The 22,692-nt window shown below is 57.2% G+C and carries 15 protein-coding genes, 2 tRNA genes and 3 rRNA genes; 13 read left to right on the forward strand and 7 right to left on the reverse strand.

The window, feature by feature from the left end; all coding sequences use genetic code 11:
- The first annotated feature begins 99 nt into the window (after nt 1-99).
- Nucleotides 100-1,026, forward strand: a complete 927-nt coding sequence (locus AB4N92_RS15405; protein ID WP_010213419.1) for a LysR family transcriptional regulator — start codon at nt 100-102, stop codon at nt 1,024-1,026.
- A 137-nt stretch (nt 1,027-1,163) separates the two neighbouring features.
- The gene (locus AB4N92_RS15410; protein ID WP_044286588.1) at nt 1,164-1,853 is read left to right on the forward strand and encodes an ArsR/SmtB family transcription factor; all 690 of its coding nucleotides are present in this window, start codon (nt 1,164-1,166) and stop codon (nt 1,851-1,853) included.
- A 24-nt stretch (nt 1,854-1,877) separates the two neighbouring features.
- On the opposite strand, the gene AB4N92_RS15415 is transcribed toward AB4N92_RS15410, so the two are convergent.
- Nucleotides 1,878-2,831 carry an adenosine deaminase gene (locus AB4N92_RS15415; protein ID WP_044286590.1) on the reverse strand — a complete coding sequence of 318 codons (954 nt, stop codon included), beginning with the start codon at nt 2,829-2,831 and terminating at the stop codon, nt 1,878-1,880.
- A 194-nt stretch (nt 2,832-3,025) separates the two neighbouring features.
- Here AB4N92_RS15415 and AB4N92_RS15420 point away from each other — a divergent pair, with 194 nt between their 5' ends.
- Nucleotides 3,026-4,117: a calcium:cation antiporter gene (locus tag AB4N92_RS15420; protein ID WP_010213414.1), complete on the forward strand. Its 1,092-nt coding sequence runs from the start codon at nt 3,026-3,028 to the stop codon at nt 4,115-4,117.
- Here AB4N92_RS15420 and AB4N92_RS15425 read toward each other — a convergent pair whose 3' ends face one another.
- From AB4N92_RS15425 to AB4N92_RS15450, 6 genes are all read right to left on the reverse strand, one after another.
- Nucleotides 4,118-5,473 (reverse strand): 8-oxoguanine deaminase, encoded by a 1,356-nt coding sequence (locus AB4N92_RS15425; protein WP_042570906.1) that lies wholly within the window; start codon nt 5,471-5,473, stop codon nt 4,118-4,120.
- A gap of 184 nt (nt 5,474-5,657) precedes the next feature.
- Nucleotides 5,658-6,344 (reverse strand): SDR family oxidoreductase, encoded by a 687-nt coding sequence (locus AB4N92_RS15430; protein ID WP_106119107.1) that lies wholly within the window; start codon nt 6,342-6,344, stop codon nt 5,658-5,660.
- Between the two features lie 35 nt (nt 6,345-6,379).
- Complete coding sequence (locus tag AB4N92_RS15435) at nt 6,380-6,961, reverse strand: IMPACT family protein (RefSeq protein WP_010213410.1); 582 nt, start codon at nt 6,959-6,961, stop codon at nt 6,380-6,382.
- A gap of 12 nt (nt 6,962-6,973) precedes the next feature.
- The gene (locus tag AB4N92_RS15440; protein WP_010213409.1) at nt 6,974-7,633 is read right to left on the reverse strand and encodes a TetR/AcrR family transcriptional regulator; all 660 of its coding nucleotides are present in this window, start codon (nt 7,631-7,633) and stop codon (nt 6,974-6,976) included.
- 87 nt (nt 7,634-7,720) lie between these two features.
- Nucleotides 7,721-9,115 carry a uracil-xanthine permease family protein gene (locus tag AB4N92_RS15445; RefSeq protein ID WP_106119110.1) on the reverse strand — a complete coding sequence of 465 codons (1,395 nt, stop codon included), beginning with the start codon at nt 9,113-9,115 and terminating at the stop codon, nt 7,721-7,723.
- A gap of 88 nt (nt 9,116-9,203) precedes the next feature.
- Nucleotides 9,204-10,124 carry a LysR family transcriptional regulator gene (locus tag AB4N92_RS15450; RefSeq protein WP_010213407.1) on the reverse strand — a complete coding sequence of 307 codons (921 nt, stop codon included), beginning with the start codon at nt 10,122-10,124 and terminating at the stop codon, nt 9,204-9,206.
- 125 nt (nt 10,125-10,249) lie between these two features.
- On the opposite strand from AB4N92_RS15450, the gene aptA reads away from it, so the two are divergent.
- From aptA to AB4N92_RS15500, 10 genes are all read left to right on the forward strand, one after another.
- On the forward strand, nt 10,250-11,599 hold the full coding sequence (gene aptA, locus AB4N92_RS15455) for an omega-aminotransferase AptA (protein ID WP_010213406.1): 1,350 nt from the start codon (nt 10,250-10,252) through the stop codon (nt 11,597-11,599).
- Between the two features lie 39 nt (nt 11,600-11,638).
- Nucleotides 11,639-13,135: a CoA-acylating methylmalonate-semialdehyde dehydrogenase gene (locus AB4N92_RS15460; protein ID WP_042570908.1), complete on the forward strand. Its 1,497-nt coding sequence runs from the start codon at nt 11,639-11,641 to the stop codon at nt 13,133-13,135.
- 564 nt (nt 13,136-13,699) lie between these two features.
- Nucleotides 13,700-15,236 (forward strand): 16S ribosomal RNA (locus AB4N92_RS15465).
- 122 nt (nt 15,237-15,358) lie between these two features.
- Nucleotides 15,359-15,435, forward strand: a tRNA-Ile gene (locus tag AB4N92_RS15470).
- A 10-nt stretch (nt 15,436-15,445) separates the two neighbouring features.
- Nucleotides 15,446-15,521 (forward strand) — tRNA-Ala (locus AB4N92_RS15475).
- Between the two features lie 238 nt (nt 15,522-15,759).
- Nucleotides 15,760-18,651, forward strand: a 23S ribosomal RNA gene (locus tag AB4N92_RS15480).
- A gap of 156 nt (nt 18,652-18,807) precedes the next feature.
- A 5S ribosomal RNA gene (gene rrf, locus AB4N92_RS15485) occupies nt 18,808-18,923 on the forward strand.
- The 16S, 23S and 5S rRNA genes sit together here with 2 tRNA genes alongside, the layout of an rRNA operon.
- A gap of 160 nt (nt 18,924-19,083) precedes the next feature.
- Nucleotides 19,084-19,743 carry a paraquat-inducible protein A gene (locus tag AB4N92_RS15490; RefSeq protein ID WP_047543688.1) on the forward strand — a complete coding sequence of 220 codons (660 nt, stop codon included), beginning with the start codon at nt 19,084-19,086 and terminating at the stop codon, nt 19,741-19,743.
- The gene (locus AB4N92_RS15495; RefSeq protein WP_010213402.1) at nt 19,730-20,353 is read left to right on the forward strand and encodes a paraquat-inducible protein A; all 624 of its coding nucleotides are present in this window, start codon (nt 19,730-19,732) and stop codon (nt 20,351-20,353) included. The genes AB4N92_RS15490 and AB4N92_RS15495 overlap by 14 nt, the downstream gene beginning before the upstream one ends.
- On the forward strand, nt 20,346-22,649 hold the full coding sequence (locus AB4N92_RS15500; protein WP_010213401.1) for a PqiB family protein: 2,304 nt from the start codon (nt 20,346-20,348) through the stop codon (nt 22,647-22,649). Before AB4N92_RS15495 ends, AB4N92_RS15500 begins: the two co-directional genes overlap by 8 nt.
- Nucleotides 22,650-22,692 lie beyond the last annotated feature (43 nt).

Raw genomic sequence — 22,692 nt, forward strand, 5'->3', positions numbered from 1 at the left:
ATGAACGGGATGCGTAGATGATTGGCTATTTCCCGCGCAGATAAAAGCGGCTAAAACAGCAGTCTGTTTCAACAAAATTTTGATAATGGACAGTAATGCATGCTGCGTTTTGATGATTTGCAGTTGTTTGTACGTGCGGCAGACCTGGGTAGCCTGTCGGCTGCGGCACGGGTGATGGACCTGTCGCCAGCGGTGGCGAGTGCGGCGCTCAAGCGTATCGAACAGCAACTGAATACGCGTTTGCTGGCACGCTCCACTCGCAGCCTGCGCCTGACCGCCGAAGGTGAAGGCTTCCTGGAATATGCCCGTGCTGCCTTGAGCTCGCTGGATGAAGGGCGACGCTTATTGGCCAGCGGGCAGGACCATGTCAGTGGTGTGCTGCAATTGTCGGCCCCGTCGGATTTCGGACGCAATCAGCTGTTGCCCTGGCTGGATGAATTCCAGCGTGACTACCCGCAACTCACGGTACGGCTATTGTTGGGCGATCGGATTGCCGATCTGTTCCGTCAGCCGGTGGATATCGCCCTGCGCTATGGTGAACCTGAAGACTCCAGCCTTATCGCGCTGCCCGTCGCCCCGGACAATGTGCGTGTGTTGTGTGCCTCTCCCGGCTATCTCGCACGTTATGGTGAGCCCCGGCATCTGGGACAACTGGCCCAGCACAATTGCCTGCTGTATATGCTCGGCAGCCGGGTCCACGATCACTGGACCTTTCACGACGGCAAGCGTGAAGTCAGCCTGACGGTTACCGGCGACCGGTTCAGTGACGATGCCGATGTGGTCCGCCGCTGGGCGGTGGCGGGTGTCGGCATTGCCTACAAGTCGTGGCTGGATGTGAGTACCGACGTGTTGGCCGGGCGCTTGCGCCTTATCCTGCCGGAGCTGCGTGGCGAGCGCACGCCGCTCAATCTGCTGTGTGCCCATCGGGCGCAATTGAGCAAACCCGTTAACTTGTTGCGGGAAATGCTCGTGTCCCGCTGTGCGACATTGACCGCCCAATTGCCAGAGCGATCCAGCACAACGTAACGGACTCCATCAAAGCAGGAAATTTCACTCAGATCTTGTCCCTCTCTACGCTGTCAGACGCCGTGGAACCGGCGGTTTGCGCCCCTATACTTTGGGGCCTACTTCAGCAGAAAAATAAATCGACAGGGAGTGAAAAGATGGAAGCTGCACTTTGCATCAGTCAGATCGCCAGCTTGCTCGCCGAACCCAAACGTACCGCCATGTTGTGGGCCTTGATGGATGGCTCGGCCAAATCACCCGTCGAGTTGGCGACGCTTGCCGGGTTGTCACCGACATCCGCCAACGCGCATCTGGCGCGACTGACGGCAAGTGGTGTGTTGCGAGTGGAAGCCAGGCGTGGCAAGCGTTTGTTCCGTGTTGCGGCGCCTGATGTCAGCGCCGCTATTGATGCCTTGGCCAGGACCACCGTGGCGTGCGCCGCACGCAGAGCGCCGGAGGCACTACCGCCAGCGCTGGTTGCTCCGGCGTTGTTACGCCATGCGCGGTTGTGCCATGGCCACCTCGGCGGCGAATTGGGCGCGCAGTTGTATCAGCATCTGCTGGAAGAGGGTTGGATAGAACGTCATGAGCAGCGTGCCGATGTCACGGTCAAGGGCGCGCAGCGCCTGGCAAACCTGGGGATTTTTACCCAGGCCCTGGCGTCGCCGCTGGTGTGTAATTGTTTTGACTGGAGCCAGCACCAACCTCATCTGGGCGGCGCGTTGGGCGGGGGGTTGTTGCAACTGTTTCTGCAGTCGAACTGGATCAGTGTGATCAATGAGTCCCAGGCTTTACGGGTCAACGCCGTAGGACACAGGGAAATCACCCGATTGGCCATGTCTGCGTGACATCGCCAATCGTTATTGACTCAGTTAGGGCTTTACAAGCCGCGCATCCAAGCTGTTCTGCGCCAGGCGTTTGGCCTGGTCCTGGGTCATGCCCAACGCGGTGTGCAGCGCATGGAAGTTCTCGGTCACATAACCGCCGAAGTACGCCGGGTCATCGGAGTTCACCGTGACCTTCACGCCACGCTCGAGCATGTCGAGGATGTTGTGCTGGGCCATGTCATCGAACACGCACAGCTTGGTGTTGGACAGCGGGCACACGGTCAGCGGGATCTGCTCGTCGATGATGCGCTGCATCAGGCGTTCGTCTTCGATGGCGCGAACGCCATGGTCGATACGCTGGATTTTCAGCAGGTCGATGGCCTCCCAGATGTACTCGGGCGGGCCTTCTTCGCCGGCGTGGGCCACGGTGAGGAAGCCTTGGTGGCGAGCACGATCGAACACGCGCTGGAACTTGCTCGGCGGGTGACCCATTTCCGAGCTGTCCAGGCCCACGGCCACGAACGCGTCACGGAACGGCAAGGCCTGGTCCAGGGTTTTTTCCGCTTCGGCTTCGCTGAGGTGGCGCAGGAAGCTGAGGATCAAGCCGCTGGTGATACCCAGTTGCTGCTCGCCATCTTTCAGCGCAGCGGCGATGCCGTTGAGCACCACTTCGAACGGAATGCCACGGTCGGTGTGGGTCTGTGGATCGAAGAAGGGTTCGGTGTGGATCACGTTCTGCTCTTTGCAGCGCAGCAGGTAGGCCCAGGTCAGGTCGTAGAAGTCCTGGGAGGTGCGCAGCACATCGGCGCCCTTGTAATACAGGTCGAGAAACTCTTGCAGGTTATTGAAGGCGTACGCCTTGCGCAGGGTTTCGACGTCGTTCCACGGCAGCGCAATCTTGTTGCGCTCGGCCAGGGCGAACAACAGCTCAGGCTCCAGCGAGCCTTCCAGGTGCAGGTGCAGTTCAGCCTTGGGCAGGGCGTTGAGCCAATCGTACATTTTCTAAAATCTCATCAGGTGCAATGGCGGCATTCTACAGCCCATGGCCGAAATAATCGGCAAAACCTGACCAGCAGGATCGTTTTCGTTGCATTCGCGCAAGGGCCACTTGAACTAAGGTGTAACGAAACGTTAGCGGCGTGACGCAGTCTGTACCCCATCAATGACTGATTTGCCGCACTAAAAGGCCCGGAATGCTCACATCCCTCAAGCAAGAAAAATTTATGCTGCTGGCGCTGATTGCTGCCATCGCCGCCTACCCGTTGGAGCACTGGATGCTTCACAGCGGGCAAATCACGGCGTTGCTGGCCGGCGTGGTGTTGATCGGCTTTATCGTGGTGGCGTCGATGCGCGTGGCCCACCATGCCGAGCAACTGGCGGAAAAAGTTGGTGACCCCTACGGCACCATGATCCTCACCCTCGCCGCCGTCCTGGTGGAAGTGGTGATCCTGGCGATCATGATGAGTAACGAGCCGTCGCCCACCCTGGTGCGTGACACCATTTATTCGGCGGTCATGCTCGATATCAACGGCATCCTCGGCCTGGCCGCGTTGATGGGGGGCATCAAACATGGCGAGCAGTCCTACAACGATGATTCGGCACGCACCTACAGTGTGATGATCCTTACCGCCATGGGCGTGTCGATGGTCGTTCCGGAATTCATCCCCGAGGCCGACTGGAAAATTTACTCGGCCTTCACCATTGGCGCGATGGTGGTGTTGTACACCCTGTTTCTGCGGATGCAGGTGGGGCCGCACAGTTATTTCTTCAGCTACAGCTACCCGGAAAAACGCCGCAAGAAACTGCCGGAAGAAGAGCAGGCGCCGCCGGTCAACCTGGCGTTTTCCATTGGCACTCTGGTGTTTGGGGTGATTGTGATCGGCGCACTGGCCGAGGTGATGTCCAAGACGCTGGATCTGGGGTTGGAAGGCACGGGGGCGCCGCCGGTGATTACGGCGATTGTGGTCGCGGCGATTTCAGCGGCGCCGGAGATCCTGACGGCGTTACGTGCCGCGTTGGCTAATCGCATGCAGTCGGTGGTGAATATTGCGTTGGGTGCTTCGCTGTCGACGGTGATCCTGACGGTGCCGGTGATGGAGGCGATGGCGCTCTACACCGGTCAGCCGTTCCAGATGGCAATGACCCCGGTACAGACCGTGATGGTGCTTATCACGTTGATTGTCAGTGCGATCAACCTCAACGATGGCGAAACCAACGCCATCGAAGGGATGACCCATTTTGTGCTGTTTGCGACCTTTATCATGTTGTCGCTGCTGGGGTTGTAATCAGCCGGCGATCAACTGGCGCGCGGCCTGGGTGTGATCGGCGATCAAGCCTTGCAGGTCCAATCCTTCGACCTGACCGTCGATGACGCGCCATTTGCCTGCAATCATCACCCGGTCCGCACGGTCGGCGCCGCACAACAGCAGCGCCGAGATCGGATCGTGGCTGCCGGAGAAGCGCAGCTCATCGAGCTTGAACAGCGCCAGATCGGCCTGTTTTCCGACGGCCAATTCACCGATATCCGTACGGCCCAACAACTGCGCCGACCCTTTGGTTGCCCAGCCCAATACGCCTTCCGGGGTAATCTTTTCCGCGCCGTAGCGCAGGCGCTGGATGTACAAGGCCTGGCGGGCTTCAAGGATCATGTTCGACGCATCGTTGGAGGCTGAACCGTCCACGCCCAAGCCGATAGGCGCGCCCGCAGCGAGCAGATCCAGCGTAGGGCAGATGCCGGACGCCAGACGCATGTTCGAGCTTGGGCAATGGCAGATACCGGTGCCGGCGGCGCCCAGGCGCTCGATTTCATCCGGGTTGAAGTGAATGCCATGGGCCAGCCAGGTGCGCGGGCCGAGCCAGCCGACACTGTCGAGGTAGTCCACGGTGCGCAGGCCGAAGCGCTGCAGGCAGAAGTCTTCTTCGTCGAGGGTTTCCGCCAGGTGGGTGTGCAGGCGCACATCCAGGCGGTTGGCCAGCTCGGCGCTGGCTGCCATGATTTCCGGGGTGACGGAAAAAGGTGAGCAGGGTGCCAGGGCGATCTGGATCTGCGCGCCGTCACCACGCTCATGGTATTCGTGGATCAGCCGCTGGCTGTCTTCAAGGATGACTTGGCCTTGCTGCACGGTTTGTTGCGGTGGCAGGCCACCGTCGGCTTCACCCAAACTCATGGATCCGCGGGTGAGCATGGCGCGCATGCCCAGCTCGCGCACGCTTTCTACCTGTACGTCGATGGCATTTTCCAGGCCGTCGGGGAACAGGTAGTGGTGGTCTGCTGCCGTGGTGCAGCCCGAGAGCAGCAATTCGGCCAACGCAACTTTGCTGGCGAGACCGAGTTTTTCCGGGGTGAGCCGCGCCCAAACCGGGTACAAGGTTTTCAACCAGGGAAACAATGGCTGATTGACCACCGGCGCCCAAGCGCGAGTCAGGGTTTGATAGAAGTGGTGGTGGGTGTTGATCAGCCCCGGCAGGACCACATGCTCACGCGCATCGAACACTTGGGCGCAGGGCTGTGCGGGCTCTTGGCCTTGGGCCAGCAGTTCGGTGATCACACCGTCTTGCAGCACCAGGCCGCCACGGGCGTCGAGGCCGTTGGCAGTGAAAATCGCGAGGGGGTTTTTTAACCAGATACGGGTCGCAGGCATTGGCCGGCTCCTCTGAATGATGGGTTCAGGTTTGCCAGCTCAGTGTTGCCCTGTCTGCTGATCCAGGGTCGCCGGTGAGGGCGAGGTGCAAAGTTTACTTGTAGTCCATGTTCGGGTCTATCTGTAGGAGCGCGATGCCCTTGAGACCATCGCGGGCAAGACCGCTCCTACAGCGTACGGGCATTTACCAGGCGATGGTGTCGCCTTTGTAATCGATGAAGTGATGGCCGCCTTTGCCAGTGTAGGCGTTCACCTGTTCCACCAGGCCGCGTACGCTGGTGTCGACGTCGATGTGCGCGTTTTCGCCGCCCATGTCGGTCTTCACCCAGCCCGGGTGCAATGAGAGCACGGTCAACGTGTGATCGCCCAGTTGGGTGATGAAGCTGTTGGTCATGGAATTGAGTGCCGCTTTGCTGGCTTTGTACAAGGCGAGGTCAGAGCCGTCGGGGATGGTCACACTGCCCAGTACCGAACTCATGAAGGCCAGCACGCCCGTGTCCTTGCGGATTTGCCCGACAAAGCGCTGGGCCAGGTTGATCGGTGCTACGGCGTTGGTGAAGAACAGTTGGCCGACTTCTGCCAACGTGGCGTGGCCCGGCTCCTGATTGGCGGGGCCCTTGACGCCGGCGTTGACGAACAGCAGGTCGAAGGTGCGTCCTTTCAGGCGTTGGCTCAGGGCGATCACGGCTTGTTGATCGTCCATGTCGAGCTTCTCGATCTGTACCGGGCCCACGGCTTTCAGGGCGTCGGCCTTGCTTGGATCACGCACGGTGGCGGTCACGTCCCAGCCTTGCTGGAGCAGTTGCTTGACCAGGCCAAGGCCCAGCCCACGGGAGGCGCCGATGATCAATGCGGTTTTTGGCGTAGACATGAAAAGCTTCCTTTAAGAGTCGCGGTTCAGGGTGTTCAGCGTTGTAGCAGGATACGCCCACGGCTGAGGTCGGCGAGTTGAATCTGCAGAGTGTCAATATGTGCTTCGCCCAAGGCGAGCTGCAACTCGACGCCGTTGGCGGTGAAGGTTTCTTCAACCACCAGTCCTCCGAGGTCAGCAACGCGCAGCTTCACCAGGTTCAGCTCGGCGAAACCGCAAGCGCAACTCAAAGGCACGCGGCTTATCAGTTCGATGCGTTCGGCCGTCTGCAGGCATTTATTGGCGCCACCGCCGTAGGCTCGGGCCAGACCGCCGGTGCCCAACTGGATGCCGCCGTACCAGCGAATCACCAGCACCGCGACCTGATCAAAGCCCTGTGCCTCGATGGCTGCCAGTATTGGCCGGCCAGCGGTGCCGCCGGGTTCGCCGTCGTCATGGCTGCGATATTGGTCGGCGAGCTTCCAGGCCCAGCAGTTGTGTGTGGCATTCAAGTCGCTGTGCTGCTCGAAAAACGCCTGTGCGTCCTGCGGGCTGGTGATGGGAGCCGCGAGGGTAATAAAGCGGCTTTTGCGTATTTCTTCGCGAAACTCGCAAAGGCCGGTGAGCGTGAAAGGCATAAGTCGCTTCGTCTACGGGGCCGGCTTGATGCCGCACCCCTTGAGAATGATGTGAATCAGGTTAGTGCCGGCGTCTTCCATATCCTGCTTGGTCAGCTTGGTGCGACCGGTGACGCGGCAGATCTGGGTGGCGAAATCGGCGTAGTGCTGGGTGCTGCCCCACAGCAGGAAGATCAGGTGCACCGGGTCGATCGGGTCCATCTTGCCTGCGTCGATCCAGGCCTGGAACACCGCCGCACGGCCACTGAACCAGGCACGGTAATCCTGGCTGAAATACTCGGTAAGGCATTCGCCACCGCTGATGATCTCCATCGCGAAAATCCGCGAGGCCTGGGGTTGGCGCCGCGAGAACTCCATCTTGGTGCGGATGTAGCGGGTGAGGGCTACGGCAGGGTCATCCTCGGCGGTCAGGGTGTTGAAGGTGCTGTCCCACAGTTCGAGGATGTTACTGAGCACCGCAATATACAGGCCCAGCTTGTTGGTGAAGTAGTAATGCAGGTTAGCCTTGGGCAGCCCGGCGCTGGCAGCAATGGTGTTCATGCTGGTGCCTTTGTAGCCATGGCGCGCGAACTCATCTTCAGCAGCCTGGAGTATCGCTTGTTCGTTTTTTTGCCGAATGCGGCTGGCGGGCTTACCGGCGTGATTGCTGTGGGCAGGAACTTCGAGGCTCATGGAGGTTTCCGTGCTGATCGATAGAGACGACGTATGCACAGATAACCCACCCTCAAGCCTCAGACAAGTCCTGATGCAATAAAACCGTCAAAGCGGTTCCAGTGTGTCGCTTTCCGGTGTGTGGTTTGCGGCGGTCTCGGTTGTTCCGGCTTCGGGCAATAACAGGCACAACACAATGGCGGTCAGCCCGCCGCTGGTGATGGCGGAGTCGAACAGATTCTGTACCAGCGTCGGCATAAGGTGCAGCAGGTTCGGTTGGGCGGCGATACCCAGGCCAACGCCGAACGAGGTGGCGATGATCAGCATGCTGCGCCGGTCCAGGGGCGCCTGGGCGAGGATGCGCACGCCGGCGGCGGCCACGCTGCCGAACATCACCAGGGTGGCGCCGCCCAATACCGGTTTGGGGATTTGCTGCAGCACCGCGCCAATCATTGGAAACAAGCCGAGGCAAAACAACAGCGCGCCGATATATAAGCCGACGTAACGGCTGGCTACACCGGTCAGTTGGATCACGCCGTTGTTCTGGGCGAAGGTGGTATTGGGGAAGGCGCTGAAGGTGGCGGCGATCATGCAGCTCACGCCATCGCCGAGAACGCCACTTTTAAGCCGGCTTATATAAGAGGGGCCGCTGATGGGCTGGCGGGCGATCATGCAGTTGGCGGTGAGATCGCCGACGGTTTCGATGCTACTGATCAGATAAATCAGCGCAATCGGCAGGAAAGCGCTCCAGTCGAAGTTGAAACCGAAGCGGAATGGGACCGGCAGGCTGATCAGGGGCAGGTCGGGGAGGGCTTGAGGCACGAGCTTGCCGCTGAACCAGGCTGCAAGACTGCCGAGGGCCAAGCCGATGATGATTGCCGAGAGGCGTACCCAAGGTGTGTTGCAGCGGTTGAGCAGAATGATCGTCAGTACGACGAACAGGCCCAACGCCAGATTGGTGGGGGCGCCGAAGTCGGGGGCGTTGAAACCGCCGCCGAGGTCAGTGATACCCACCTTGATCAAACTGATGCCGATCAGGGTGATGACAATCCCGGTAACCAAAGGCGTGATGACTCGGCGCAGCTGTCCGATAAAGCGGCTCAGCACGATCTGCACCACGGCGCCGAAAAAACACACGCCGAAGATCATCGCCATGATGTCTTCCGGACTGCCACCGCGTTGCTTCACCAGGAATCCCGCCGACAGTACCGCGCCGAGAAACGCAAAGCTGGTGCCTTGCAAACAGATCATCCCGGCACCGATGCCAAATGGCCTACGCGCCTGGATGAAGGTGCCTACACCGGAAACCATCAACGCCATGCTGACCAGATAGGGCAAATGATCGGCCAGGCCCAGGGTGGACCCGATGATCAGCGGCGGGGTGATGATGCCGACAAATGCGGCGAGTACATGTTGCAGTGCGGCGAGAAAGGCAGGGGCGGGTTTCGGGCGATCGTTGAGGCCGTAGATCAGGTCGCTGGGGCTGGTGGATTCTGGTGGCATGGTGGGCAAACTCGCGTCGGACGGTTCAAGGTCCTTGTGCTTCTGCAAAAAACTGTCCAACTGCTCAGCTTTTTGGCTTGGAGCCGAGTTAGCGGGTAGCCGCGAGACTTTCCAGAAAGCTTTCCAGCACCAAATGAGGGCGGCGTCCCTTGCGCGTGACCGATGCGAGGCTTAAATCGTAAAAACGTGTAGCGGGTTTCAGCGCTCGCAGGCGGCCTTGTTGCACCCACAGGCTGGCGTAGTGGTCGGGCAGGTAGCCGATGTAGCGGCCGGTGAGAATCAGGAACGCCATGCCTTCACGGTCGGAAGCGCTGGCGGTGCAGTTGAGCGCCTGGTAGTGGGCCTGGATCTCGGCAGGCAGGCGGAAGGTCGGGGCGATGGCGTCCTGGGCATCAACGCGGGCATCGTCCAGCTGTTTATTGTCGGCATAGAACAGCGGGTGGCCAACGGCGCAGTAGAGCAATGAGCGTTCGCTGTACAGCGGCTGGTATTCCAACCCCGATAGGGCGCTGGCCTGGGGCACGACCCCCACATGTAGGCGTCCATCGAGTACGCCTTGTTCGACTTCGTTGGGGGCGATCATGCGAATTTGGATCTGCACATCCGGGCCGCGCTCCTTCAGCTGTGCAAGTGCGTGGGTGATGCGCATGTGGGGCAGGGTGACGAGGTTGTCGGTGAGGCCGATGATCAACTCGCCGCGCAAATGCTGGTGCAGGCCGTTGACCTCGGTGCGAAAGCTTTCCAGGGCACTCAATAGTTGCAGCGCCGACTGATAGACCTCGCGGCCTTCTTCGGTCAGGGAGAATCCGGCGCGCCCGCGCTGACACAGGCGTAATCCCAGGCGTTGTTCCAGATCGCTCATCTGCTGGCTGATGGCCGAGCGCCCGATGCCGAGCACAGTCTCCGCCGCCGAGAAGCCTCCGCACTCCACCACACTGCGAAAGATGCGCAGCAGGCGAATATCGAAGTCGCTGACTTGGGCCAGCGGATCGGGTCGACGGATGCTCATAGTTTAGTAACGGCCTGACTGAAGGTTAGAAAAGTTGGATTTCACCGACTTTATCCCCGTGGCAACTTAGCTGCAAGAACGCTTTTCAATCCCGACGCTGCCTTTTGCCTTGCGAGGTTTTGCTGATGAACATGCCCGAAAACGCCCCTTCGTCCCTGGCCAGCCAATTGAAGCTGGACGCGCACTGGATGCCGTACACCGCCAACCGTAACTTCCAGCGTGACCCGCGCCTGATCGTGGCGGCCGAAGGTAGCTGGTTGACTGATGACAAGGGTCGCAAAGTGTACGACTCGTTGTCGGGCCTGTGGACCTGCGGCGCCGGGCATACCCGCAAGGAAATCCAGGAAGCGGTGGCCAAACAATTGGGCACGCTGGACTACTCGCCGGGCTTTCAATACGGTCATCCATTGTCCTTCCAATTGGCGGAAAAGATCACCGACCTGACCCCTGGCAATCTGAACCATGTGTTCTTCACTGACTCCGGCTCCGAGTGCGCCGATACGGCGGTGAAGATGGTGCGTGCTTACTGGCGTCTAAAAGGTCAGGCCACCAAGACCAAGATGATTGGCCGTGCCCGGGGTTATCACGGAGTGAACATCGCCGGTACCAGCCTGGGCGGCGTCAACGGCAACCGTAAGATGTTTGGTCAGGCGATGATGGATGTTGACCATCTGCCGCATACCTTGTTGGCGAGCAATGCATTCTCCCGTGGCATGCCGGAGCAGGGCGGTATTGCGCTGGCCGATGAACTGCTCAAGTTGATCGAGCTGCATGACGCGTCGAACATCGCCGCCGTGTTTGTTGAGCCGATGGCCGGTTCGGCCGGCGTGTTGGTGCCTCCACAGGGTTACCTCAAGCGTCTGCGTGAGATCTGCGATCAGCACAACATCCTGTTGGTGTTCGACGAAGTGATCACCGGTTTCGGTCGTACTGGCTCGATGTTCGGTGCCGACAGTTTCGGCGTGACCCCGGACCTGATGTGCATCGCCAAGCAAGTCACCAACGGCGCGATCCCGATGGGCGCGGTGATTGCCAGCAGCGAGATCTATCAGACGTTCATGAACCAGCCGACGCCTGAGTACGCGGTGGAATTCCCCCACGGCTACACCTACTCGGCGCATCCGGTCGCTTGCGCGGCCGGGCTGGCGGCATTGGACCTGCTGCAGAAGGAAAACCTGGTGCAGAGCGTAGCCGAAGTCGCACCGCACTTTGAAAATGCGCTGCACGGCCTGAAGGGCAGCAAAAACGTCATCGATATCCGCAACTACGGCCTGGCCGGCGCGATCCAGATTGCTCCGCGTGACGGCGATGCGATCGTGCGTCCATTCGAGGCCGGCATGGCCTTGTGGAAAGCCGGGTTCTACGTGCGTTTTGGTGGCGACACCCTGCAGTTCGGCCCAACCTTCAACAGCAAGCCGCAGGACCTGGATCGCCTGTTCGATGCGGTCGGCGAAGTGCTGAACAAGATCGACTGATTTCTCCTTCTATATAGAACAATTTTTCAGGAGCCCTGCATGAGCCTTATCCAGCATTTGATCAACGGTGAGTTGGTCAACGACAGCGGTCGCAGTGCCGACGTGTACAACCCGTCCACCGGCCAAGTGATCCACCAGGTGCCGTTGGCCAGCCGTGAAACCATCCAGCAGGCAATTGACTCGGCCAAGGCGGCGTTCCCTGCCTGGCGCAACACCCCTGCGGCCAAGCGTGCCCAGGTGATGTTTCGTTTCAAGCAATTGCTGGAGCAGAACGAAGCACGTATCTCGCAATTGATCAGCGAAGAGCATGGCAAGACCTTGGAAGATGCCGCCGGCGAATTGAAGCGCGGCATTGAAAACGTCGAGTACGCGTGCTCGGCGCCGGAGATTCTGAAGGGCGAGTACAGCCGTAACGTAGGACCGAACATCGATGCGTGGTCGGATTTCCAACCACTGGGTGTAGTTGCTGGTATTACGCCGTTCAACTTCCCTGCGATGGTGCCGCTGTGGATGTATCCGTTGGCGATCGTGTGCGGCAACTGTTTCATTCTGAAACCATCGGAACGTGATCCGAGTTCGACGTTGTTGATCGCACAACTGCTGCAGGAAGCCGGTCTGCCTAAAGGCGTATTGAGCGTGGTGCATGGCGACAAGGGCGCTGTGGATGCGCTGATTGAAGCACCGGAAGTGAAAGCGTTGAGTTTCGTGGGTTCGACGCCGATTGCCGAGTACATCTATTCCGAAGCGACCAAGCGCGGCAAACGCGTCCAGGCGCTGGGTGGTGCGAAGAACCATGCGGTGCTGATGCCGGATGCGGACTTGGATAACGCCGTCAGTGCCTTGATGGGGGCGGCATACGGTTCTTGCGGTGAGCGCTGCATGGCGATCTCGGTGGCCGTGTGCGTGGGCGAGCAGGTGGCGGATGCGTTGATTGCCAAGCTGGTGCCGCAGGTCAAGGCGCTGAAGATCGGCGCGGGCACGTCCTGCGGCCTGGATATGGGGCCGCTGGTGACGGGGCAAGCACGTGACAAAGTCAGTGGCTATATAGAGGACGGTGTGGCGGCGGGTGCTGAGTTGGTGGTTGATGGTCGTGGCTTGAGTGTTGCCGGACATGAGGAGGGTTTCTTCCTCGGCGGCAGCCTGTTTGACCGTGTGACGCCTGAGATGCGCATCTACAAGGAAGAGATCTTTGGCCCGGTGCTGTGCGTGGTTCGGGTGAATAGCCTGGAAGCGGCAATGCAACTGATCAACGATCACGAATATGGCAATGGCACCTGCATCTTTACTCGCGATGGTGAGGCCGCACGTTTGTTCTGTGACGAGATTGAAGTGGGCATGGTGGGCGTGAACGTTCCACTGCCGGTGCCGGTGGCGTATCACAGCTTTGGTGGCTGGAAGCGTTCGTTGTTTGGCGACCTGCATGCCTATGGGCCGGATGGGGTGCGTTTCTATACCCGTCGCAAAGCAATCACCCAGCGTTGGCCGCAACGTGCCAGTCATGAAGCGTCGCAGTTTGCTTTCCCTAGCTTGTCGTAATGCAAGTAGAAAGCCGGCCCCTCGGGCCGGCTTTCGCTTTTTTGGGGTTTTTTGACCGATATGACAGAAATATGAAAAAGGTGTTGACGGCAGATTCCAGACGTCTATAATTCGCCCCACTTCCGGCGCAGTCGAAACGGAAAACTCCTTGGTAAACAATGAGTTATGTAGGTTTCGGCAGCAGGTTGCTTCAGTTCATCGAAGCCAAAAGGGAGTTGAAAAAGAGGTGTTGACAGCAGCGTGTAACGCTGTAGAATTCGCCTCCCGCTAACGAGAGATCGAAGGCGCAAGTGGTTGAAGTTGTTGAAGAATTCTTCGAAAACTTCTGAAAATAATCACTTGACAGCAAATGAGGCTGCTGTAGAATGCGCGCCTCGGTTGAGACGAAAGATCTTAACCAACCGCTCTTTAACAACTGAATCAAGCAATTCGTGTGGGTGCTTGTGGAGTCAGACTGATAGTCAACAAGATTATCAGCATCACAAGTTACTCCGCGAGAAATCAAAGATGTAACCAACGATTGCTGAGCCAAGTTTAGGGTTTCTTAAAAACCCAAAGATGTTTGAACTGAAGAGTTTGATCATGGCTCAGATTGAACGCTGGCGGCAGGCCTAACACATGCAAGTCGAGCGGTAGAGAGAAGCTTGCTTCTCTTGAGAGCGGCGGACGGGTGAGTAATGCCTAGGAATCTGCCTGGTAGTGGGGGATAACGTTCGGAAACGAACGCTAATACCGCATACGTCCTACGGGAGAAAGCAGGGGACCTTCGGGCCTTGCGCTATCAGATGAGCCTAGGTCGGATTAGCTAGTTGGTGAGGTAATGGCTCACCAAGGCGACGATCCGTAACTGGTCTGAGAGGATGATCAGTCACACTGGAACTGAGACACGGTCCAGACTCCTACGGGAGGCAGCAGTGGGGAATATTGGACAATGGGCGAAAGCCTGATCCAGCCATGCCGCGTGTGTGAAGAAGGTCTTCGGATTGTAAAGCACTTTAAGTTGGGAGGAAGGGCAGTTACCTAATACGTGATTGTTTTGACGTTACCGACAGAATAAGCACCGGCTAACTCTGTGCCAGCAGCCGCGGTAATACAGAGGGTGCAAGCGTTAATCGGAATTACTGGGCGTAAAGCGCGCGTAGGTGGTTTGTTAAGTTGGATGTGAAATCCCCGGGCTCAACCTGGGAACTGCATTCAAAACTGACTGACTAGAGTATGGTAGAGGGTGGTGGAATTTCCTGTGTAGCGGTGAAATGCGTAGATATAGGAAGGAACACCAGTGGCGAAGGCGACCACCTGGACTAATACTGACACTGAGGTGCGAAAGCGTGGGGAGCAAACAGGATTAGATACCCTGGTAGTCCACGCCGTAAACGATGTCAACTAGCCGTTGGAAGCCTTGAGCTTTTAGTGGCGCAGCTAACGCATTAAGTTGACCGCCTGGGGAGTACGGCCGCAAGGTTAAAACTCAAATGAATTGACGGGGGCCCGCACAAGCGGTGGAGCATGTGGTTTAATTCGAAGCAACGCGAAGAACCTTACCAGGCCTTGACATCCAATGAACTTTCCAGAGATGGATTGGTGCCTTCGGGAACATTGAGACAGGTGCTGCATGGCTGTCGTCAGCTCGTGTCGTGAGATGTTGGGTTAAGTCCCGTAACGAGCGCAACCCTTGTCCTTAGTTACCAGCACGTAATGGTGGGCACTCTAAGGAGACTGCCGGTGACAAACCGGAGGAAGGTGGGGATGACGTCAAGTCATCATGGCCCTTACGGCCTGGGCTACACACGTGCTACAATGGTCGGTACAGAGGGTTGCCAAGCCGCGAGGTGGAGCTAATCCCATAAAACCGATCGTAGTCCGGATCGCAGTCTGCAACTCGACTGCGTGAAGTCGGAATCGCTAGTAATCGCGAATCAGAATGTCGCGGTGAATACGTTCCCGGGCCTTGTACACACCGCCCGTCACACCATGGGAGTGGGTTGCACCAGAAGTAGCTAGTCTAACCTTCGGGAGGACGGTTACCACGGTGTGATTCATGACTGGGGTGAAGTCGTAACAAGGTAGCCGTAGGGGAACCTGCGGCTGGATCACCTCCTTAATCGACGACATCAGCTGCTCCATAAGTTCCCACACGAATTGCTTGATTCATTGAAGAAGACGATAGAAGCAGCTTTAAGCTCCAAGCTGATAGCTCATAGCTAATCAGTTGCGCTCGAAATTGGGTCTGTAGCTCAGTTGGTTAGAGCGCACCCCTGATAAGGGTGAGGTCGGCAGTTCGAATCTGCCCAGACCCACCAATTTTGTTATGGGGCCATAGCTCAGCTGGGAGAGCGCCTGCCTTGCACGCAGGAGGTCAACGGTTCGATCCCGTTTGGCTCCACCATATAACTGCTTCTGCTGTTAGAGTTTAGAAATGAATATTCCAGTGTGAATATTGATTTCTAGTCTTTGATTAGATCGTTCTTTAAAAATTTGGGTATGTGATAGAAAGATAGACTGAACGTTACTTTCACTGGTAACGGATCAGGCTAAGGTAAAATTTGTGAGTTCTCTTAGTTGAGAAATTCGAATTTTCGGCGAATGTTGTCTTCACAGTATAACCAGATTGCTTGGGGTTATATGGTCAAGTGAAGAAGCGCATACGGTGGATGCCTTGGCAGTCAGAGGCGATGAAAGACGTGGTAGCCTGCGAAAAGCTTCGGGGAGTCGGCAAACAGACTTTGATCCGGAGATGTCTGAATGGGGGAACCCAGCCATCATAAGATGGTTATCTTGTACTGAATACATAGGTGCAAGAGGCGAACCAGGGGAACTGAAACATCTAAGTACCCTGAGGAAAAGAAATCAACCGAGATTCCCTTAGTAGTGGCGAGCGAACGGGGACTAGCCCTTAAGTGGCTTTGAGATTAGCGGAACGCTCTGGAAAGTGCGGCCATAGTGGGTGATAGCCCTGTACGCGAAAATCTCTTAGTCATGAAATCGAGTAGGACGGAGCACGAGAAACTTTGTCTGAATATGGGGGGACCATCCTCCAAGGCTAAATACTACTGACTGACCGATAGTGAACTAGTACCGTGAGGGAAAGGCGAAAAGAACCCCGGAGAGGGGAGTGAAATAGATCCTGAAACCGTATGCGTACAAGCAGTGGGAGCCTACTTTGTTAGGTGACTGCGTACCTTTTGTATAATGGGTCAGCGACTTATTTTCAGTGGCGAGCTTAACCGAATAGGGGAGGCGTAGCGAAAGCGAGTCTTAATAGGGCGTCTAGTCGCTGGGAATAGACCCGAAACCGGGCGATCTATCCATGGGCAGGTTGAAGGTTGGGTAACACTAACTGGAGGACCGAACCGACTACCGTTGAAAAGTTAGCGGATGACCTGTGGATCGGAGTGAAAGGCTAATCAAGCTCGGAGATAGCTGGTTCTCCTCGAAAGCTATTTAGGTAGCGCCTCATGTATCACTGTAGGGGGTAGAGCACTGTTTCGGCTAGGGGGTCATCCCGACTTACCAAACCGATGCAAACTCCGAATACCTACAAGTGCCGAGCATGGGAGACACACGGCGGGTGCTAACGTCCGTCGTGAAAAGGGAAACAACCCAGACCGTCAGCTAAGGTCCCAAAGTTATGGTTAAGTGGGAAACGATGTGGGAAGGCTTAGACAGCTAGGAGGTTGGCTTAGAAGCAGCCACCCTTTAAAGAAAGCGTAATAGCTCACTAGTCGAGTCGGCCTGCGCGGAAGATGTAACGGGGCTCAAACCATACACCGAAGCTACGGGTATCACGTAAGTGATGCGGTAGAGGAGCGTTCTGTAAGCCTGTGAAGGTGAGTTGAGAAGCTTGCTGGAGGTATCAGAAGTGCGAATGCTGACATGAGTAACGACAATGGGTGTGAAAAACACCCACGCCGAAAGACCAAGGTTTCCTGCGCAACGTTAATCGACGCAGGGTTAGTCGGTCCCTAAGGCGAGGCTGAAAAGCGTAGTCGATGGAAAACAGGTTAATATTCCTGTACTTCTGGTTATTGCGATGGAGGGACGGAGAAGGCTAGGCCAGCTTGGCGTTGGTTGTCCAAGTTTAAGGTGGTAGGCTGAGATCTTAGGTAAATCCGGGATCTTAAGGCCGAGAGCTGATGACGAGCTAACTTTTAGTTAGCGAAGTGGTTGATGCCATGCTTCCAAGAAAAGCTTCTAAGCTTCAGGTAACCAGGAACCGTACCCCAAACCGACACAGGTGGTTGGGTAGAGAATACCAAGGCGCTTGAGAGAACTCGGGTGAAGGAACTAGGCAAAATGGCACCGTAACTTCGGGAGAAGGTGCGCCGGTGAGGGTGAAGGACTTGCTCCGTAAGCTCATGCCGGTCGAAGATACCAGGCCGCTGCGACTGTTTATTAAAAACACAGCACTCTGCAAACACGAAAGTGGACGTATAGGGTGTGACGCCTGCCCGGTGCCGGAAGGTTAATTGATGGGGTTAGCTAACGCGAAGCTCTTGATCGAAGCCCCGGTAAACGGCGGCCGTAACTATAACGGTCCTAAGGTAGCGAAATTCCTTGTCGGGTAAGTTCCGACCTGCACGAATGGCGTAACGATGGCGGCGCTGTCTCCACCCGAGACTCAGTGAAATTGAAATCGCTGTGAAGATGCAGTGTATCCGCGGCTAGACGGAAAGACCCCGTGAACCTTTACTATAGCTTTGCACTGGACTTTGAATTTGCTTGTGTAGGATAGGTGGGAGGCTTTGAAGCGTGGACGCCAGTTCGCGTGGAGCCATCCTTGAAATACCACCCTGGCAACTTTGAGGTTCTAACTCAGGTCCGTTATCCGGATCGAGGACAGTGTATGGTGGGTAGTTTGACTGGGGCGGTCTCCTCCTAAAGAGTAACGGAGGAGTACGAAGGTGCGCTCAGACCGGTCGGAAATCGGTCGTAGAGTATAAAGGCAAAAGCGCGCTTGACTGCGAGACAGACACGTCGAGCAGGTACGAAAGTAGGTCTTAGTGATCCGGTGGTTCTGTATGGAAGGGCCATCGCTCAACGGATAAAAGGTACTCCGGGGATAACAGGCTGATACCGCCCAAGAGTTCATATCGACGGCGGTGTTTGGCACCTCGATGTCGGCTCATCACATCCTGGGGCTGAAGCCGGTCCCAAGGGTATGGCTGTTCGCCATTTAAAGTGGTACGCGAGCTGGGTTTAGAACGTCGTGAGACAGTTCGGTCCCTATCTGCCGTGGACGTTTGAGATTTGAGAGGGGCTGCTCCTAGTACGAGAGGACCGGAGTGGACGAACCTCTGGTGTTCCGGTTGTCACGCCAGTGGCATTGCCGGGTAGCTATGTTCGGAATAGATAACCGCTGAAAGCATCTAAGCGGGAAACTAGCCTCAAGATGAGATCTCACTGGAACCTTGAGTTCCCTGAAGGGCCGTCGAAGACTACGACGTTGATAGGTTGGGTGTGTAAGCGCTGTGAGGCGTTGAGCTAACCAATACTAATTGCCCGTGAGGCTTGACCATATAACACCCAAGCAATTTGACTACTCTAACGAGCATCAGATTGCGGTGTGTGAAGATGATACGAACCGAAAGTTCGATATCTCACAAAACACCGATCTGTCACATACCCAATTTGCTGAAGCGAGGCCATCAGGTCACGACTCAGTACCCGAATTTCTTGACGACCATAGAGCATTGGAACCACCTGATCCCATCCCGAACTCAGCAGTGAAACGATGCATCGCCGATGGTAGTGTGGGGTTTCCCCATGTGAGAGTAGGTCATCGTCAAGATTAAATTCCAGAACCCCTGTTTGCTAACGCAGACAGGGGTTTTGTTTTGGGCGGTCGAAAACATTAGCGCCTCGAATCCCCCGACAAATTTGCACAGTTATTTCTGAACCAGACCACTAGAATAGGCACCTAACCTTTTTTTAGAGTCCGAGCCCTACTTATGCCCGATCCGGTTGATGCCCTTGAGGTGTCGGATTTACCGCTGGACGACCTGGTGGCATGCCATGAGTGCGACTTGCTGATGCGCAAACCAGTGCTCGCCCTTGGCGAAAAAGCCCAATGCCCGCGTTGCGGTTACGAGCTATACGCTCACCGCCACAACGTCGTTGAGCGAAGCCTCGCCTTGGTGCTGGCGGCGTTGCTGTTGTACATCCCCGCGAACTTTCTGCCGATCATGCAGCTCAATCTACTTGGGCAGTCCTCTGAAGACACGGTATGGAGCGGCGTCGTTGGCTTGTTCGATACCGGCATGCAAGGCGTTGCCGCCGTGGTATTCCTATGCAGCATGGGTATCCCATTGCTCAAGCTGCTTTGCCAGTTGGCAGTGTTGCTCAGCATTCGCTGGAACATCGGCCGCAGTTATGGACTGCTGTTGTACCGCATCTACCATCACATGAAAGACTGGGGGATGTTGGAGGTCTATCTGATGGGCGTACTGGTGGCGATCGTTAAACTCGCCGACATGGCCGCCATCACGGTGGGCCTGGGTCTTGTCTGTTTTGTCAGCTTATTAATGGTTCAGGTGCTGCTTGAGGTGGTGATGTCGCCCCACCAGATCTGGCAAGCGTTGTCAGGAGAGGATGATCATGCGGGCGATTGATGCAGGCATTCTGATTTGTACCGAATGCCATGAGTTGAACAAGCAAGACCCCGATAGCGACGAGCAGCTCTGCACGCGCTGCGGTGCGTTGATCCATGCCCGGCGCCCCAATAGCCTCACTCGCACCTGGGCGTTGCTGATCACTGCGGCAATTTTGTATATCCCCGCCAACCTGCTCCCTATCATGACGATCAATTCCTTGGGGCAGGGGGATCCCAGTACCATCATGGCCGGTGTGATCCAACTCGTTCAGCACGGCATGTTCCCTATCGCCGCCGTGGTGTTTATCGCCAGTATCCTGGTGCCGACATTTAAGCTGGTCGGCATAGGTCTGCTACTGTTCTCGGTGCAGCGTCACCAACCGCTGTCCGCGCAACAACGCATTGTGATGTACCGTTTTATCGAATTCATTGGCCGCTGGTCCATGCTGGATATCTTCGTGATCGCCATCCTGGTGGCGGTTGTAAACTTTGGGCGACTTGCCAGCGTCGAGGCTAATCTCGGCGCGGCAGCGTTCGCCAGTGTGGTGATCTTGACGATGCTTGCCGCAGTAACTTTCGATCCCCGACTGATTTGGGATAACACGGAGTCGGACGACGACCATGAGTGATTTGCCTAAAGCTAAAACCCGCCCAGCTTCCAACTGGTCGGCTATTTGGGTGCTGCCCCTGATTGCCCTGATCATCGGTGGCTGGCTGGGGTGGCGTGCCTATTCCCAACAAGGCATCGATATCCAGGTGCGCTTTGAAAGCGGCGAAGGCATCCAGGTCAACAAGACCGAAGTGGTCTACAAAGGTATGCCGGTGGGCAAGGTCAAGGCTCTGGCCTTGGACGACGAGGGTAACAATCGCGGGGTGATCGCCACCATCGAGATGAACAAGGACGTCGACCAATACCTCAAAACCAATACGCGCTTCTGGCTGGTCAAACCGAGCGTTAGCCTCGCCGGTATCACCGGCCTGGAAACCCTGGTATCAGGCAACTACATCGCCGCCAGCCCAGGCGACGGTGAACCCACGCGCAAATTCAAGGCGCTCTCCGAAGAGCCGCCGTTGTCCGACGCGAAACCGGGCCTGCACTTGACCGTCAAGGCCGACCGCCTTGGTTCGCTCAACCGTGGCAGTCCGGTGTTCTACAAACAGATCCAGGTCGGTCAGGTCAAAAGCTACTTGCTCTCCGAAGACCAGAGCACGGTCGAGATCAAGGTCTACATCGAGCCAACCTACGCCAGTCTTGTGCGTAAACACACACGGTTCTGGAACGCCAGCGGCATCAGCATCGACGCCAATCTCTCCGGTGTAAAAGTCCGCAGCGAATCCCTTTCCAGCATCGTCGCCGGCGGCATCGCCTTCGCCACGCCGGAAAATCGCAAGGACAGCCCGCCCACCGATCCGAGCCTACCCTTCCGTTTGTACGAGGATTTTGACGCGGCCGCAGCCGGCATCCGGGTCAAGGTCAAGCTCACCGACTTCGAAGGTCTGCAAGCTGGCCGTACGCCAGTGATGTACAAAGGCATCCAGGTCGGTAGCCTGAAAACCCTGAAGGTCGACCCGGACCTGTCCAGCGCCAACGCAGAACTGACCCTCGACCCACTGGCCGAGGATTACCTGGTGCAAGACACCCAGTTCTGGGTGGTCAAACCTTCGATTTCCCTGGCCGGCATCACCGGGCTTGAAGCCTTGGTCAAAGGCAATTACATCGCCATCCGCCCTGGTGACAAAGGCACCGCCCCACAGCGCGAATTCGTTGCCCGCGCCAAGGCTCCACCGTTGGACCTGCGCTCACCAGGCCTGCACATGGTGTTGTTCACCGACAACCTCGGCTCCCTGGATGTCGGCAGTCCGATCCTCTACAAGCAGGTCAAGGTCGGCTCGGTGCAGAGCTACCAGTTCTCGCGCAAGAACAAGCAATTGGTGATCGGCGTCCATATCGAGAAGGAATACGAAAACCTGGTCAACGGCTCGACGCGTTTCTGGAATGCCAGCGGCGTCACCCTGACCGGTGGCCTCACAGGCGGCATCCAGGTCAAGAGTGAATCCCTGGCCAGCCTGATGGCCGGCGGCATCGCCTTCGAAACCCCGGAGCCGAACGTGCCTCTGAAAAAGCGCATCCCGCGTTTCCGCTTGTTTGCCGACCGCGAAGCCGCCAACCAACACGGCACCTTGGTGACCATCAAGGTCGACCGCGCCGATGGCATGCGTCCTGGCACGCCCGTACGTTTCAAAGGTTTGGACGTCGGTAAGATTGAGAGTGTCGACCTGAGTGCCGACATGCAATCGGTGCTGCTCAGCGCCCGTATCACCCAAGTGGCAGACCGCATTGCCCGCGCCGGCAGTCAGTTCTGGGTGGTCAAGCCTGAGCTGGGACTGATGAAAACCTCTAATCTGGAAACCCTGGTCACCGGGCAATACATTGAAGTGCTGCCAGCGGCGAAAAATGCCGGCCCACAAAAGAGTTTCGTCGCGCTGGATCAACCCCCAGAAGCCGTGCACCAGGAAGCTGGCTTGAGCCTCACCCTCAGCGCCGCACGCCGCGGTTCACTGAAGGAAGGCGTACCGGTCACTTACCGTGAAGTCACCGTGGGCAAAGTGACCGGCTACGAATTGGGCCAGACCGCTGACCGCGTACTGATCCACATCCTGATCGAGCCCAAGTACGCTCCCCTGGTGCGCAGCGGCAGCCGCTTCTGGAACACCAGTGGCTTTGGTCTCGACTTTGGGCTGTTCAAAGGCGCGACGGTACGCACCGAGTCCCTGGAAACCCTGGTCGCCGGCGGTATCGCCTTCGCCACACCAGACGGTGAGCGCATGGGCAACCCCGCGCGCCCACAGCAAACCTTTGCGCTGTTCGACAAGTTCGAAGATGAATGGCTGACCTGGGCGCCTAAAATCCCACTCGGCAAATAAACGCCGACAAAAAAGGCCGCGATCCCGAAGATCGCGGCCTTTT

It is taken from the genome of Pseudomonas sp. S3_A09 (assembly GCF_054668065.1).